This is a genomic window from Bifidobacterium moraviense, assembly GCF_012932365.1.
Taxonomy (GTDB): Bacteria; Actinomycetota; Actinomycetes; order Actinomycetales; family Bifidobacteriaceae; genus Bifidobacterium; species Bifidobacterium moraviense.
This window is the reverse complement of sequence record NZ_JAAIIH010000007.1, coordinates 58,042-71,144: the sequence shown is the minus strand read 5'-3', so window position 1 is coordinate 71,144 and position 13,103 is coordinate 58,042. Positions and strand designations below refer to the sequence as shown.

The 13,103-nt window shown below is 71.5% G+C and carries 13 protein-coding genes; 1 reads left to right on the top strand and 12 read right to left on the bottom strand.

What is annotated here, in order from left to right:
* Positions 1 to 333 precede the first annotated feature (333 nt).
* Entirely contained in the window at positions 334 to 1,428 is a 1,095-nt protein-coding gene (asd, locus tag G1C96_RS05895) for an aspartate-semialdehyde dehydrogenase (RefSeq protein ID WP_169275718.1), read from the top strand.
* 335 nt (positions 1,429 to 1,763) lie between these two features.
* Here the strand turns inward: asd and G1C96_RS05890 are convergent, their stop codons facing one another.
* The 12 genes from G1C96_RS05890 to G1C96_RS05835 all read right to left on the bottom strand — a co-directional run bounded on the left by G1C96_RS05890 (position 1,764) and on the right by G1C96_RS05835 (position 12,627).
* Positions 1,764 to 2,327, bottom strand: a complete 564-nt coding sequence (locus G1C96_RS05890) for an ACT domain-containing protein (RefSeq protein ID WP_169275717.1) — start codon at positions 2,325 to 2,327, stop codon at positions 1,764 to 1,766.
* Positions 2,328 to 2,399: 72 nt separating this feature from the next.
* Positions 2,400 to 3,164 carry an aspartate kinase gene (locus G1C96_RS05885; RefSeq protein WP_169275716.1) on the bottom strand — a complete coding sequence of 255 codons (765 nt, stop codon included), beginning with the start codon at positions 3,162 to 3,164 and terminating at the stop codon, positions 2,400 to 2,402.
* Positions 3,165 to 3,300: 136 nt separating this feature from the next.
* Positions 3,301 to 3,903 carry a recombination mediator RecR gene (gene recR, locus G1C96_RS05880; RefSeq protein WP_169275715.1) on the bottom strand — a complete coding sequence of 201 codons (603 nt, stop codon included), beginning with the start codon at positions 3,901 to 3,903 and terminating at the stop codon, positions 3,301 to 3,303.
* Between the two features lie 82 nt (positions 3,904 to 3,985).
* On the bottom strand, positions 3,986 to 6,724 hold the full coding sequence (dnaX, locus tag G1C96_RS05875; protein ID WP_169275714.1) for a DNA polymerase III subunit gamma/tau: 2,739 nt from the start codon (positions 6,722 to 6,724) through the stop codon (positions 3,986 to 3,988).
* A gap of 106 nt (positions 6,725 to 6,830) precedes the next feature.
* Positions 6,831 to 7,997: a diacylglycerol/lipid kinase family protein gene (locus tag G1C96_RS05870; protein ID WP_169275713.1), complete on the bottom strand. Its 1,167-nt coding sequence runs from the start codon at positions 7,995 to 7,997 to the stop codon at positions 6,831 to 6,833.
* Positions 7,998 to 8,087: 90 nt separating this feature from the next.
* Positions 8,088 to 8,522, bottom strand: a complete 435-nt coding sequence (locus G1C96_RS05865; protein ID WP_169275712.1) for an Rv3654c family TadE-like protein — start codon at positions 8,520 to 8,522, stop codon at positions 8,088 to 8,090.
* Positions 8,519 to 8,842 (bottom strand): TadE/TadG family type IV pilus assembly protein, encoded by a 324-nt coding sequence (locus G1C96_RS05860; protein ID WP_335341928.1) that lies wholly within the window; start codon positions 8,840 to 8,842, stop codon positions 8,519 to 8,521. The genes G1C96_RS05865 and G1C96_RS05860 overlap by 4 nt, the downstream gene beginning before the upstream one ends.
* Before the next feature lie 68 nt (positions 8,843 to 8,910).
* On the bottom strand, positions 8,911 to 9,195 hold the full coding sequence (locus tag G1C96_RS05855; RefSeq protein WP_169275710.1) for a DUF4244 domain-containing protein: 285 nt from the start codon (positions 9,193 to 9,195) through the stop codon (positions 8,911 to 8,913).
* A 232-nt stretch (positions 9,196 to 9,427) separates the two neighbouring features.
* Complete coding sequence (locus G1C96_RS05850; RefSeq protein WP_169275709.1) at positions 9,428 to 10,006, bottom strand: type II secretion system F family protein; 579 nt, start codon at positions 10,004 to 10,006, stop codon at positions 9,428 to 9,430.
* Entirely contained in the window at positions 10,003 to 10,650 is a 648-nt protein-coding gene (locus G1C96_RS05845) for a type II secretion system F family protein (RefSeq protein WP_169275708.1), read from the bottom strand. Before G1C96_RS05845 ends, G1C96_RS05850 begins: the two co-directional genes overlap by 4 nt.
* Positions 10,647 to 11,693 carry a TadA family conjugal transfer-associated ATPase gene (locus G1C96_RS05840; protein WP_169275707.1) on the bottom strand — a complete coding sequence of 349 codons (1,047 nt, stop codon included), beginning with the start codon at positions 11,691 to 11,693 and terminating at the stop codon, positions 10,647 to 10,649. Before G1C96_RS05840 ends, G1C96_RS05845 begins: the two co-directional genes overlap by 4 nt.
* Positions 11,680 to 12,627, bottom strand: coding sequence for a CpaE-like family protein (locus G1C96_RS05835; RefSeq protein WP_169275706.1), 948 nt, complete (start codon positions 12,625 to 12,627; stop codon positions 11,680 to 11,682). The genes G1C96_RS05840 and G1C96_RS05835 overlap by 14 nt, the downstream gene beginning before the upstream one ends.
* Positions 12,628 to 13,103 lie beyond the last annotated feature (476 nt).

Sequence of the window (13,103 nt, the reverse complement as noted above, 5' to 3'; positions counted from 1 at the left end):
CGGGGCACTTCGCCCGACGCGGGATCCGGATGTGGTTTCGGACGTTCCGCGTGCCCGACGCGTCCGAAGTCACATCCGCCACCGGCCATGGATGGCGTTCCGGACACGTACGGGGCCGAATCCGTCCGCCGCCACATCCATCAGTGGTTTCGGATGTGGATCGGGACGAGTCCGGGCCCGAATCCGTCCGGATCCACGTCCGACATCGGCGACGGATGTGGATCCGGACGCGCCGCCGCGCTCCAGTCACCATATGGGACGTCCGCCGCGCCGCCGCCGCGCCGCCCGTACGATGGGAACGATATCCCACACCACCAGACTCAGAAGGTTGTTATGTCCGAGAAACTGAAGGTCGGCATCCTGGGCGCCACCGGCATGGTGGGCCAGCGCTTCGTGACCCTGCTCGAGAACCATCCGTGGTTCGAGGTGACCACCCTCGCCGCGTCCGCGCACAGCGCCGGCAAGACGTACGAGGAGGCCGTCGGCGACCGCTGGAAGATCGAGACGCCGATGCCCGAGTACGCGCGCCACATGACCGTGGTCGACGGCGACGACGCCGAGAAGGTGGCTGAGGGCGTCGACTTCATGTTCTCCGCCGTGAACATGCCGAAGGACCAGATCCGCGCCATCGAGGAGCGCTACGCGAAGACCGAGACCCCGGTCGTCTCCAACAACAGCGCGCACCGCTGGACGCCGGACGTGCCGATGGTCGTGCCGGAGATCAACCCGGAGCACTTCGCCGTCATCGAGCACCAGCGCAGGCGCCTCGGCACCACGCGCGGCTTCATCGCCGTCAAGCCCAACTGCTCGATCCAGGCCTACACGCCCGCGCTGGCCGCGTGGAAGGAGTTCGAGCCGCACGAGGTGGTGGTGAGCACCTATCAGGCGATCTCCGGCGCCGGCAAGACGTTCCGCGACTGGCCCGAGATGGTGGGCAACATCATCCCGTTCATCTCCGGCGAGGAAGCCAAGAGCGAGAAGGAGCCGCTCAAGGTGTTCGGCCACGTGGACGACGCCAAGGGCGAGATCGTGCCGTTCGACGGCCCGCTGAAGATCACGTCGCAGTGCATCCGCGTGCCCGTGCTCAACGGTCACACCGCCACCGTGTTCATCAACTTCGGCAAGAACCCCACCAAGGACGAGCTGATCGACCGTCTGGTCAGCTACACGTCCGAGGCGGCCCGTCTGGGTCTGCCGCACGCGCCGAAGCACTTCATCCAGTACCTCACCGAGGACGACCGTCCGCAGGTCAAGCTGGACGTGGACTACGAGGGCGGCATGGGCGTGTCGATCGGCCGTCTGCGCGAGGACTCGATCTTCGACTGGAAGTTCGTGGGGCTTGCGCACAACACGCTGCGCGGCGCCGCCGGCGGCGCGCTCGAATGCGCCGAGATGCTCAAGGCGCTCGGCTACATCGCCGCCAAGTGATTTCCGGTTGTGTGCGGCCGGGCCGCACACAACCGGAAATCATCCTGAGCGAGCGAAGCGAGTCGAAGGATCGTTGACTTCGCGCGCGATGGTCAAGGATCACGCGATGGTCAAGGATCACGCGATGGTCAAGGATCCTTCGGCTCCGTCCTGCGGACTCCGCTCAGGATGACGACAAGGCATACAGCGCAAAACACAAAACGTGCAGATACGACGAGTGGGGCGTCCCGATGAATCGGATCATCGGGACGCCCCACTCGTCGTATTCACGCGTCGTCCTACGCGCGCATCGTCTTATGCGCCTACGCGCGCCTACGCGCGACGCGGGTCGGCGATCAGCGGCCGGTGCCGCCGTAGACCACGGCCTCGATCTGGTTGGCGTCCAGACCGTAGGCGGTGTGCAGCGCGCGCACGGCGTCGTCGAGCTGGTCGAGCGGCACCAGGGCGGCGATGCGGATCTCCGAGGTGGAGATCATGAGCACGTTGATGCCCTTCTCGCTCAGCGCGGTGAAGAACTTGGCGGCCAGACCGGAGTGGGTCTTCATGCCCACGCCCACCACGGCCACCTTGCCCACGGCGGTGTTGACGTCGAAGTCGCGGTAGCCCAGCTCGTCGTGCTCGGTCTGCAGCACCTCCTCGGCCTTCTTGCGCGCCGTCTCCGGGACGGTGAAGGAGATGTCCGCGGTGCCCACGGACGCGCCGGCCTGCACGATCATGTCCACGTTGATGCCGGCGGTGGCCAGCTCGGTGAACACCTTGGCGGCCATGCCGGGCTCGTTCGGCACGCCGCGCACGGTGACCAGCGCCTCGGAACGGTCGTGCGCCACGCCGGAGATGACGGGGGCTTCGGGGCCGAGGTCGGGGAACAGGTCGCCCATGGACTTGGTGTTGTCGCTCATTGTGTTGCCTTTCGGAAGAATGCTTGGAAGTCGCTTGCGCTTGGCGCGCGGGTCGGTCGACGTCGGTCGACGTCAGTCGATGTTGGGCAGGGAGCGCGGATCGACGCCCTCGGGGACGATCAGCGTGCCGGGACGGTGCGAGAAGGAGGAGCGCACGTGCAGCGGCATGTTGAACCGCTGGGCGTACTCCACGCAGCGCAGCGCCAGCACCTTGGAGCCGCAGGACGCCATCTCCAGGATCGAGTCGTAGTCGATGTACGGGATGCGGCGCGCGGTGGGCACGATGCGCGGGTCGGCGGTGAACACGCCGTCCACGTCGGTGTAGATCTCGCACACGTCGGCGCCGAGCGCCACGGCGAGCGCCACGGCGGAGGTGTCGGAGCCGCCGCGGCCCAGCGTGGTGGCGTCGCCCTCGTCGTTGATGCCCTGGAAGCCGGCCACGATCGCCACCTCGCCCTCGGACAGCACGTTCTTGACGCGGTCCGGCTTGACGGCCTTGATGTGCGCGGCGCCGTAGCGGGCGTCGGTGAAGAAGCCGGCCTGCTGGCCGGTGAACGAGTGGGCGCGGTCGCCCGCGGCGTGGATGGCCATGGCGAGCAGGCTCATGGAGATGCGCTCGCCGGCGGTCATGAGCATGTCCATCTCGCGCTCGGGCGGGTTGGAGTCGATGCTCTTGGCCTGGTCGATGAGGTCGTCGGTGGTGTCGCCCATGGCGGAGACGACCACGGCCACCTTGTTGCCCTTCTTCTTCGTCTCGATGATGCGCCTGGCCACGCGCTTGATCGAATCCGTGTCGGCGACGGACGAGCCGCCGTACTTCTGCACAATCAGAGCCACTGGAAGTCCTATTCTCTCTGCCGCTCGGTAGTGGTTACCCAGCTTACGCAATCGCGACGATTATAGGGGCCGGGTGCCGTCTGTTGCCCGGCGCATTCAGGATGCGGACCCGCGCCGGGCTCCGCCGCGGGCTTCGCTACGCGGCCTGGCGACCGGAGAGCGCGCGCCCGAGGGTGATCTCGTCGGCGTATTCGAGGTCGCTGCCCACGGGCAGGCCGCTGGCGAGTCTGGTGACCTTGACGCCGAGCGGCCCGAGCAGCTGCGCGAGGTAGCGCGTGGTGGCCTCGCCCTCGATGTTCGGGTCGAGCGCCAGGATCACCTCGGTGACGGAGCCGTCGCCGAGACGCTCGAGCAGCTGCGGGATCCTGAGGTCCGCGGGCCCCACGTTGGCCATGGGGTTGATGGCGCCGCCGAGCACGTGGTAGAGACCGCGGAACTCGCGCGTGCGCTCGATGCTCATCACGTCCTTGGGCTCCTCCACCACGCAGATCACGCCGCGGTCGCGTCGCGGATCCTGGCACACCGGGCACGGGCTGGTCTCGCACACGTTGCCGCAGATCTCGCAGAAGCGCACCTTGGACTTGACCTCGCTGATCGCGTCGGCGAGTCCCTGCGCCTCGGCGTCCGGGGCGCCGAGCAGGTAGAAGGCGATGCGCTGCGCGCCCTTCGGTCCGATGCCCGGCAGGCGCGAGAACGCGTCGATGAGGTTCTGGATCGCGCCGTCGTATGCGAGCGCCATGGAACGTCCTTTCCGCCCGCGTCATGCGGGCCGTTCGGCTTGCGGGTTGTGGGGTTGCCGGGGTGTCGCCCGGTCCTGCGCGCTACTCGGTCTCGCGGGCCTTGTGCTGCGCGTTGGCGGGGTTGTTCGGGTCGTCGGCGGCGAATTCCTCCACCTTCTTGACCTCGAACATCCGCTTGATGTCGTCGAGGCTCATGGCCGCGGCCTGGCCGAGCGAGGCGTCGCTCAGCGAGTATTCGTCGTCCTCGGCGTCCACCTGCGGCCGCGGGGGCTGGCCCATCGTGGGCGGGGTGAACGGGTCGTCCGGCGGCTGCCAGCCTCCGGGCTGCGGGCCGCCGTCATGCTGCGGCTGCGGGCCGCCGGCGTTCCGCGGTTCCGGCTGCGGCGCGGGCCGGGGCGCCTGTTGCGGCTGCGGGGTTCGCGGCTGCGCCCACGGATCCTCCTCGTCCGCGAAGGCGTGCGACGCAGGGACGGGAGACGACGACGCGGGGGCGGGGGACGGCGCCGACGCGGGCCGGACGGGTTCCGCCGCCGGCCGCGCGGCGCCGACCGGCGGCTGCGCCCACGGGTCGACGTCGTCGCTCAGGTCGGGCACGGCCACGTGCCTGGCGTGGTCGTGCTCCTGCGGGTTTCCCTCGCGTCCGGCCGACGCGGCGGCGGACGCTACCGGAGTGGCGGGAGCGACGGGAACAACGGGAGGCTGCGCCCATGGGTCGACGTCGTCGCCCGGATGGGGCATGCCTCGGTGAACGTCGTCGCCGTCGGACGCGCCGGAGCCGGCGTCGGCCTTCGCGGCGCCGTCGGCGGCCGAACCGGCGGGTCCGGCCGCCGACGCCATGCCGATGGACGCGGCGAGCCCCGCAGCGGCGAGCCCGGCGTTGGCCATGGCGATCTGCGACTTGATGCGTCGCTGCTCGTCCGGCGGCAGCTTGCTCATCGGCGGCGCCACCTGACCGTCCGCCATCTTCTCGGTGGGGGCCAGCTGCACGTGCTCGCCGAACGCCTTGCGCGTCTCGGCGCGCAGGATGTCCACCACCCTGTTGGTGCCGTCCACGGTCTCGTCCGCCATGGCGATGGCGAACGCGTACTTGCTCAGCGGCACGTCGAACTTGATCCACAGCTTGCCGGCGCCGGTCTGCTCGTTGAGCGTCAGATGGATGCGCGGCACCTTGTCGCGGCGGACGTACCTGGCCACGTCGTCGGGCAGCGCGGCGACCAGCGCGTCCCAGCGTTCGTCCGGCGTACGGCGGTCGGGTTCATGGTGATCGTCGCCCGACTGGGCCGCGCCCGGTTCCGCGGGGCCTGAGACCGCCGGCTCTGCGACGACGGACGTGGCGACGGACGTGGCGACGGGCGCAGTGGCGGAGACGGCGGCGGAGGCGGGAGCGCCCCACCCCGCAGGCTCGGCATCAGCCGGAGCGGTGGAAGGAGTCCCGGGCGCCGAGGCAGCCGTCGGGGACCCGGGCGCGCCCGCCTCGGCTTGAGCGGTCTGCGCGGACTGCATGGCCTGCGCCGGCTCCGTTCCCCCGTCGGCCGGCCGATCCTGCGCATGCCGCGACGACCCGGCGAATCCGCCGGAGGCCTTGGCGCGGGAGGAACCCGCGAAGCCCACGTGCCCGCCGGGCGTGCCCGCGCCGGTGGAGGCGGAGCTCCCGGCGGCGGCCGGACCGGCCTGCGCGGCGGAGGGCGCAACGGAACCGTCCGCGGCCGCCTGCGGCAGCGGCCCGGCCAGCAGGCGCGCCGCCAGCAGCTCGAGACGCATGCGCGGCGAGGTGGCGCCGCTCATGGAGCCCAGCGCATCGTTGATGACGTCGGCCATGCCGGTCAGCCGGGTCAGTCCTAGGGCCGCGGACTGACGCTTGAGATCGTCCATGTCGCCGGCCGCCGCGTCGTCGCCCAGCACCGATTCGGCGCGGGCGCCGCCCAGCGTGAGCACCAGCAGATCGCGCACGCGCGCCAGCAGGTCCTCCACGAACCTGCGCGGGTCGTAGCCGCCCACCACGACCTTCTGCACCACGCCGTACAGCGCCTCGCCGTCACGGTCGATGACCGCGTCCACGGCCTCGCCGATCAGCGCGTCCGGCGTGAAGCCGAGCAGCGCCACGGCGCTCTGCTGCGTGATCACGCCGTCCACGGCACCCACCATGAGCTGGTCGAGCACGGAGAGCGTATCGCGCACCGAACCGCCGCCGGCGCGCATGGCGAGCCTCAGCACGCCCGGCTCGGGCCTGATACCCTCCTTGCCGCAGATCGTCTCCAGATACGGGCCCATGACCTCGGCGGGCACGAGGCGGAACGGATAGTGGTGGGTGCGCGAGCGGATGGTGCCGATCACCTTGTCCGGCTCGGTGGTGGCGAAGATGAACATCACGTGGTCCGGCGGTTCCTCGACCGTCTTGAGCAGCGCGTTGAAGCCCTGCGGCGTGACCATGTGCGCCTCGTCGAGGATGAAGATCTTGTAGCGGTCGCGCGCCGGCATGGCGGCCACGCGGTCGCGCAGCTCGCGGGCGTCGTCCACGCCGTTGTGGCTGGCGGCGTCGATCTCCACCACGTCGATCGATCCCGGTCCACCGGTGGCGAGGTCGCGGCAGCTTTCGCACTCGCCGCACGGATGCGAGGTGGGGCCCTTGGCGCAGTTGACGCAGCGGGCCAGGATGCGCGCGGAGCTGGTCTTGCCGCAGCCGCGCGGGCCGGAGAACAGGTAGGCGTGGGTGAGCTTGCCCTCGTCGAGGGCGCGCATCAGGGGCACCGTCACCTGATCCTGTCCGACCACCCCTTCGAAGGTGTCCGGCCGATACCGGCGATACAACGCGAGAGCCATAACCGTTACCTACCTTGCCTGATTCCGTCATGCCGATGCGGACCCGCGTGTGCGGGTCCCGCGCACCGGTCCCGTTCTAACCTACCGTCACCCGGCTATCTCGCCCTCAGCGGCCGTCGGCGAACGCGCCGGTCTCCGGATCGCGTCCGTCGCGCGCCAGCATGTCGTCCAGCGCGATCTCCGTGCGCCGGGACTCCTCCGCGGCCACGGCCGGCGGCACGAGCACGCGCAGCGCACGCGGACGCACGCTCACGCGCACGGGCAGGTACCCCACGTACTCGCCGTCCGCCATGAGCACCGGCGGCTCGTCGCCCTCGGACGCCCGGTCGATCTCGATCTCGCGGATGCGCCGCCAGTCCAGGCACCGGCAGCCGAGCAGCCGGTCGCCGTACGCCTTGGAGACCGCCTCCACGCATTCGAGCGCGTTCGGCACGTGCCGCGCCCACACCAGGTCCAGCAGACCGTCGGCGAAGCGCGAATACGGCGCGAGCTCGATGCCGCCGCCGATGTGGCGCGAGTTGGCCACGGTGAGCAGCGGGGTGACGACCTCGCGCTCATCCACCGTGCCGTCCGCCATCGTGACGCGGATGCGGTAGCCATAGCGCTTCATGCGCGTCAGCTCCACCAGCGCCGCGGCCAGATAGCGCAGCTTGCCGTTGGGCAGGCGCGAATGGTTGGCCCGGTCGTTGATGCTGGAGTCGAGTCCGCACGAGAGCATGCCGGCGTAGTAGCGGTCGATGGGCACGGGAGCGGGCGCATCGCCGTCCGCGTCCCCGGACCCGTCGGACCCGTCGGACCCGTCCGACGGACCGATCTCCGCGCCGGTGCTGGGATCCACCGCGCGGCCGCCCGGCAGCGACGTGACGTGTCCCATGTCCACGTCGAGATGCGATCCGCGCACGATGGCACCCACGATGCCCTCCACGGCCACGTCCACGCGGTCGATCGGCAGCTTGAGCCCTCGCGCGAAGTCGTTGCCGGAGCCGATGGCCACGATGCCGAGCGGGATGCCGCTCGTGCCCACGGCGTTGGCGCCGAGCGCGATCATGCCGTCGCCGCCCACCACGACCAGATGGTCGTACTCGGCGGCATGGGCGCGCGCCCGCGCCAGCGAGTCGTCGAAGCTCGCGCCGGTCAGGTCCAGCACGTCGAACCCGTATTCGGCGCCGGCGGCCTCGAGCAGGCCCCGCACCCGCTCCCCCACCTTGGCTCCGCGCCCCTTGTCGGAGACCGGGTTGCCGATCATCGCCACCGTCCTGCGCTGTTGAGTCATGCGTTTCACGATAACCCAGCCGCGCCCGGCCGCGCCAGTGCGTCACGAGTGGGCATCATCACATGCCGCGCTTCTCATGCGCCGGTCTCCTCATGCGCCGCCATCCCGCTCGGACGGCACGCACGGCGTCGGCCCGGCCCGCGCACGCGCCGTCACCGCGCCGGCCAGCGGCACGCCGGTGTCCGCGGAGACCGTCACCTGCGCGTCGGCGCCGTCGAGCAGACAGCCGTCGAGGCGGAACCCGTGGGCGGCTACGATCCGCTCCGCCTCGGCGCACGGCCCGTCACGGCCCTCGTACCGCGCCGATGCGACGGCGAGCGCGGCGACGTCCGCGGCGCCCTGCGCCCGGAGGCGGCACGCCATGACCTGCCCCACGGCGGCCACGATGCACAGCAGCACCGCGGCCACCATGATGAGCGCGGCGCCGAGCACGGTGCCCGAGCCGCGGTCGGCGCGCCGCAGACCGCGACCAATACGGCGCGGCAGCCGGTGCGCGCACGCGCGCACTCCGCGTCGCCACGTCATGATCCGTCTCCCAGCGCCATCGCGGTGCCGCCCACGGTCACCGGCAGGACGTCCAGCGGACCGGGCATGACCGGACACGTGGTGCGGATGCGGGTGCCGTCGTCGCCGTGGTCGACGCTCACCGCCACGTCGACCGTGCCGGCGGCGGCCCGGGCGGCCGCGACCGGATCCGCGTCCGCCCCGGCCACCACGACCTCGTATGCCGCGGCGCGTGCCGCGTCCTGGCAGGCCAGACTCACGCCGATCGCCTGCGTCAGGCCGAGCAGCAGAAGCACCAGCGTCATGACGACCGGCAGGATGACCGCGAATTCGGCCGTCACCGTTCCGCGGTCGCCGCCGCGCCATGCCGCGAAGGCCGGCCGTCTCCCGTATCCGCGCCCGCGCATCGTCACTTGCCGCCGAGGGCGTTCTTGATGAGGTCGGTGAGCAGCGTCTTGGCGAAGCCCGACTTGATCACGACCAGCAGCACGCCGGCGAATGCCGCCGCGGCCACGATCACCAGCGCGTATTCCACGGTGGCCGCGCCGCGTTCCGGTTCCGCCGCCATGGTCCGCAGCCGCGCGTCGAGCAGACAGACGTTGCGATGGATGTTGCCTCTGAGCCGCTGCAGCGCTCCCGACGGCCCGGTGACCGCCGCGGACGCCGGTGCGGTGGCGAGGGTGGAGAGGGTCATGATGGTTCCTTTCGTGTGATGGTTGCCGGCCGTCGTGCCGGATTGCGGCCATCATGGCTGGTTCGACCGCTGAATTAATGGGTTTCGGGCGCATGTGGTCGAATGTGGGGCCCGAGCGGTGCTTCGGCGTGTCGCGCCGGGCGACACGGGGCACTCCGGAGGGTAAACGATGGAACGGAGGGTGCGACGGCCCGCGCGGCCGATGGCGGCCATGGGTGACGAACGGCGCGCGTCAGCCGAGCGCCCCGGAGCCGAACGCACCCGCGCCGAACGAGGCGATGACCGGCAGCACGCCGATGAGCACGAAGGCGGGCAGGAAGCACGCGCCCGTGGGCACGAGCATGCGCACGCCCAGTTTCGCGGCGCGTTCCTCGATGAGCCGCCGCTCGGTCTTGTCGATCTGGTCCACGGCCGCCTCGATGCGCGGCAGCGGCGACGTGCCATGCCGATGCGCGGGTTCCAGCGTGTCCGACAGCATGCCCATGACCCCGCCGCAACGCGGGTGCGCGCAGGCGAGCGCCCACGCGTTGTGCCAGTCGGCGCCGCGATGCAGCGACGTCGCCACGCCGCAGAGCACCTCGCCCGTCTCCCCGGACCAGGCACGCCCCATGGCCTCGAGCGCGCGCGGGATCGAGGCGCCCTGGCTCACCGCCGCCGCCAGCATCTCCAGGGCGAGGCCGGGCGGCAGCGCGTCGGTCTCCGCATCGCCGCCCGGACCGGTCGCCGCATGCGGCAGAGCGCGCGGCGGCGGACTCCACAGCAGTGCCGCCGCGGCCGCCAGACCTCCCGCGAGCAGCGCCATGCCGTTCATCGCGCATCCCCCGTCCCGTGCAGCGTGGCCAGCAACCGCCGCATCCACAGCACGCCGCATGCGTAGCATCCGATCCCCGCCGCCAGCGCGACCATGCCCGGCGTGGATCCCAGCAGCCACCGCAGCGGCCGCGCCCCCATCGTCTCGCCGAGCAGCAGCGTCGCCACGGGCAGCCCCGTCATCAGGCGGGCCGAAGAGCGGGGCCCCGCGACCGCGACGCGACGGCGGTCCTCCACGAGCCGCTCCCTGCGCCATGCGGCGCCCACGGCATCCAGGCATCGCGCGGTTCCGCCGCCCAGTTCGTCACCGAGCGCGCACGCCGCCTGCAGACGCCGCGCGATGCGGTCCACGAACTCGGTCTCGTCCGGCGTCGTCCGGCGCAGCAGGGCCTCCGTGGCACGCGGCGCGGTGACGCGCGCGGTGGCGAATCGACGGCCCGCCTGTTCCTCGAACGCCTCGACGACCGTCGCCCCGTGACGCACCGACGCGCTCATCGCGGCGATCGTGGCCGCGATGCCGATCGACGCCACCTGCCGCCGATCGTGCGCGTCGAGCGCGGCGAGACGCCGTCGGACCATGTCGCGCCCCGACGGCCAGACGCCCACGGCAAGACCGGTCAGCACCGCGGCGGCCACGGCGCTCATGGCCGGCGCCCCATGCCCGGCTCGCCCGGCTCGATGCCCCACCGCACGGCGAACGCGCGCCACTGCGGCGTGACGCGCAGGTGTGCGCCGTCCCACATGCCGAGCGTCCTGCCGACCAGTCGACCGTCCTGTCCCACCGCGAGACGCCCGATCTGCGTCACCAGCCTCCGACCGCCCACGCGATCCAGATGCAGCACCGCGTCGAACGCCCCCTCGGCGAACATCGCCAGCGCCTCCGGGGAGAGCCCGGCAAGCAGCCCCAGCGCGGCCAGACGCGACGGCACCCGCTCCACGCCGTCGGCGTGCAGGGTGGCCATGCCGCCATGATGCCCGGAATTGAACGCGCGCAGCAGATCCGCGATCTCCTCGCCTCGGCATTCGCCCAGCACCACGCGGTCCGGCCTCATGCGCAGCGTGACCTTGACGAGCTGCGGCAGCCCCACCGCGCCGGCGCCCTCCACGTTGGCCTCGCGCGTCACCAGCGACACGTGATTGCGATGATTCAGCCCGCCCAGCTCGCGCACCTCCTCGACCGTGACGATGCGGTCCGCGGCCGGGCAGGCCGCCAGCAGCGCCTTGAGCAGCGTGGTCTTGCCGGTGCCCGTTCCCCCGGTGATGAGCATGCTGGCGCGTCCCAGCACCAGACACCGCATCGCGCGCTCCCACAGCGGAGGCATCATCCTCTCCATGCGCAGCCGTTCGAGGCTCGCGCCCACGCGGTCGGGAAACCGGATGGACAGCGCGGCGCCGCGGGGCACCAGCGGGGCGATCACGGCATGGACGCGGATGCCGTCCGGCGTGGAGGCGTCCGCGATCGGCGAGGCGTCGTCCAGACGTCTGCCCAGCTGCGAGCACAGCTGCACCGCGTAGTCGCGCAGACTCCGTTCGCCGCGCAGCGGCAGTCCCGTCCTCGCCTCGCGCATGCCGGATCCGCGGTCCACCCACACCGTGCCGTCGCAGGTCACCGCCACGTCCGTGACCGAAGGATCGCTGGCCAGCGCCTCCAGCGGCCCGAAACGCACCGTAGGATCACGCCGTTCCATGGCCGCGGCCATCCGCTTCACGGATCAGGTCGGCGAGTTCGCCGAGCACCTTGCGGTATCCGCGGGGCACCGCCGCCACGCCCAGACCGTCCAGCACCTCGCCGTACAACGCGCGCCGCGGTTCCAGCACGCCTGCCACCGGCACGCCCACATAGTCCTGCGCCTGCGCCGCGGTGATGCGGCAGCATTGGCGCGGCGCCCCTCGCGGCTGCATGCCGAGCACCCGGCATTCCCGTCTCGCCTCGCCGCCGGACGACCGCAGCCGCCGTGCCAGCACGCGCGCACGCGCCAGTCCCAGCACCGTCATCTCCGTCACCAGCACCGCGGGGGCGCCGGCGAGCGCCGGTATCTGCCCCATCTGTTCGCCGCGTCCCGCGTCCACGACCACCACGTCATGCACCTGCGCCAGCGCGACGACGGCCGCCTGCACCTCCCACCAGCGGTCGGACTCCCCGTTCCACGGATCCGCACCGAGCACGCGCACGCCGCCCCAGCTCGGCAGCTCCTGCGCCAGCGCATCGCCTTCGAGACGTCCCAGCGGCGCCTCGACGCCGCTCATGCGCATGCCCTGATCGCGCTCCAGCCCCAGCAGCACGTCCAGACCGCCGTAGCCGCAGTCGGCGTCCACCAGCGCGCAGGACAGGTCCCGTCCCGCGAACGTCAGCGCCAGCAGCGCCGCGGTGACGCTCAGCCCCACGCCGCCGCTCGCCGCCACGCAGACCACCACGTTGGCGCAGTCGTCCACGGCGGTGGCCAGCTGCGGCAGCCCGCGCGGCTCCTCGTCCGCGCGGCGCATGGGCGTGCGGACCGCGACGCGGCGGCGCGCGTCGGCCTGCCGCACGCCGGTCAGCGTGCCGCCCTCGCCGCTGAAGTACCTCGGCGGCGGCTTGGGGATGGTCGAACGGCTCCCCGGCCGCAATGAAATCTCTCGCATGGTCCGATGGAACGACGTTCCGTCTCCGCGGCGCAATCCCGGACGGGACATGTGGTCGAACGTGGGGCCGGAACGGCGGCTCCGCGGCGTGTCGCGGGGCATGTTCGACCACCGCGGGGCGATGTGGTCGAACGTGCCCGATCGTTCCGCATGGCGGAACGCGGTTTCGGACGCCGTGCCGCGAACCGCCGCGGCGACCACCCCGCCGACTCCCGGCTGAGCGACCGCACACAGCCCCCGTACGACACGCCGGAGCCCAACGTCCCCGCATACGCAAACACACGGAAGCGCACGAATCGGGTTCGATACAGCGTTGCAAACGAACATCACCGTACGCCAACAGCCCAGATTCCGCGCGTTCGCACACCGCCGCCGACCGGAGCGCGCAACCTCTCGCACCGGCTTGCACCATCGGGGAACCCTGACTAAAGTGCAAAGCACAAGGACAACAAAACAGCGCAGACCCACAAAGGTTA

What these genes read in the sequence shown, in the direction of transcription:
- G1C96_RS05840 (WP_169275707.1), bottom strand. Translation starts at nt 11,693, where the DNA reads ATGGAACGGCGTGATCCTACGGTGCGTTTCGGGCCGCTGGAGGCGCTG.
- dnaX (WP_169275714.1), bottom strand. Translation starts at nt 6,724, where the DNA reads ATGGCTCTCGCGTTGTATCGCCGGTATCGGCCGGACACCTTCGAAGGG.
- asd (WP_169275718.1), top strand. Translation starts at nt 334, where the DNA reads ATGTCCGAGAAACTGAAGGTCGGCATCCTGGGCGCCACCGGCATGGTG.
- G1C96_RS05835 (WP_169275706.1), bottom strand. Translation starts at nt 12,627, where the DNA reads ATGCGAGAGATTTCATTGCGGCCGGGGAGCCGTTCGACCATCCCCAAG.
- G1C96_RS05855 (WP_169275710.1), bottom strand. Translation starts at nt 9,195, where the DNA reads ATGACCCTCTCCACCCTCGCCACCGCACCGGCGTCCGCGGCGGTCACC.
- G1C96_RS05865 (WP_169275712.1), bottom strand. Translation starts at nt 8,522, where the DNA reads ATGACGTGGCGACGCGGAGTGCGCGCGTGCGCGCACCGGCTGCCGCGC.
- G1C96_RS05890 (WP_169275717.1), bottom strand. Translation starts at nt 2,327, where the DNA reads ATGAGCGACAACACCAAGTCCATGGGCGACCTGTTCCCCGACCTCGGC.
- G1C96_RS05870 (WP_169275713.1), bottom strand. Translation starts at nt 7,997, where the DNA reads ATGACTCAACAGCGCAGGACGGTGGCGATGATCGGCAACCCGGTCTCC.
- recR (WP_169275715.1), bottom strand. Translation starts at nt 3,903, where the DNA reads ATGGCGCTCGCATACGACGGCGCGATCCAGAACCTCATCGACGCGTTC.
- G1C96_RS05845 (WP_169275708.1), bottom strand. Translation starts at nt 10,650, where the DNA reads ATGAGCGCCGTGGCCGCCGCGGTGCTGACCGGTCTTGCCGTGGGCGTC.
- G1C96_RS05850 (WP_169275709.1), bottom strand. Translation starts at nt 10,006, where the DNA reads ATGAACGGCATGGCGCTGCTCGCGGGAGGTCTGGCGGCCGCGGCGGCA.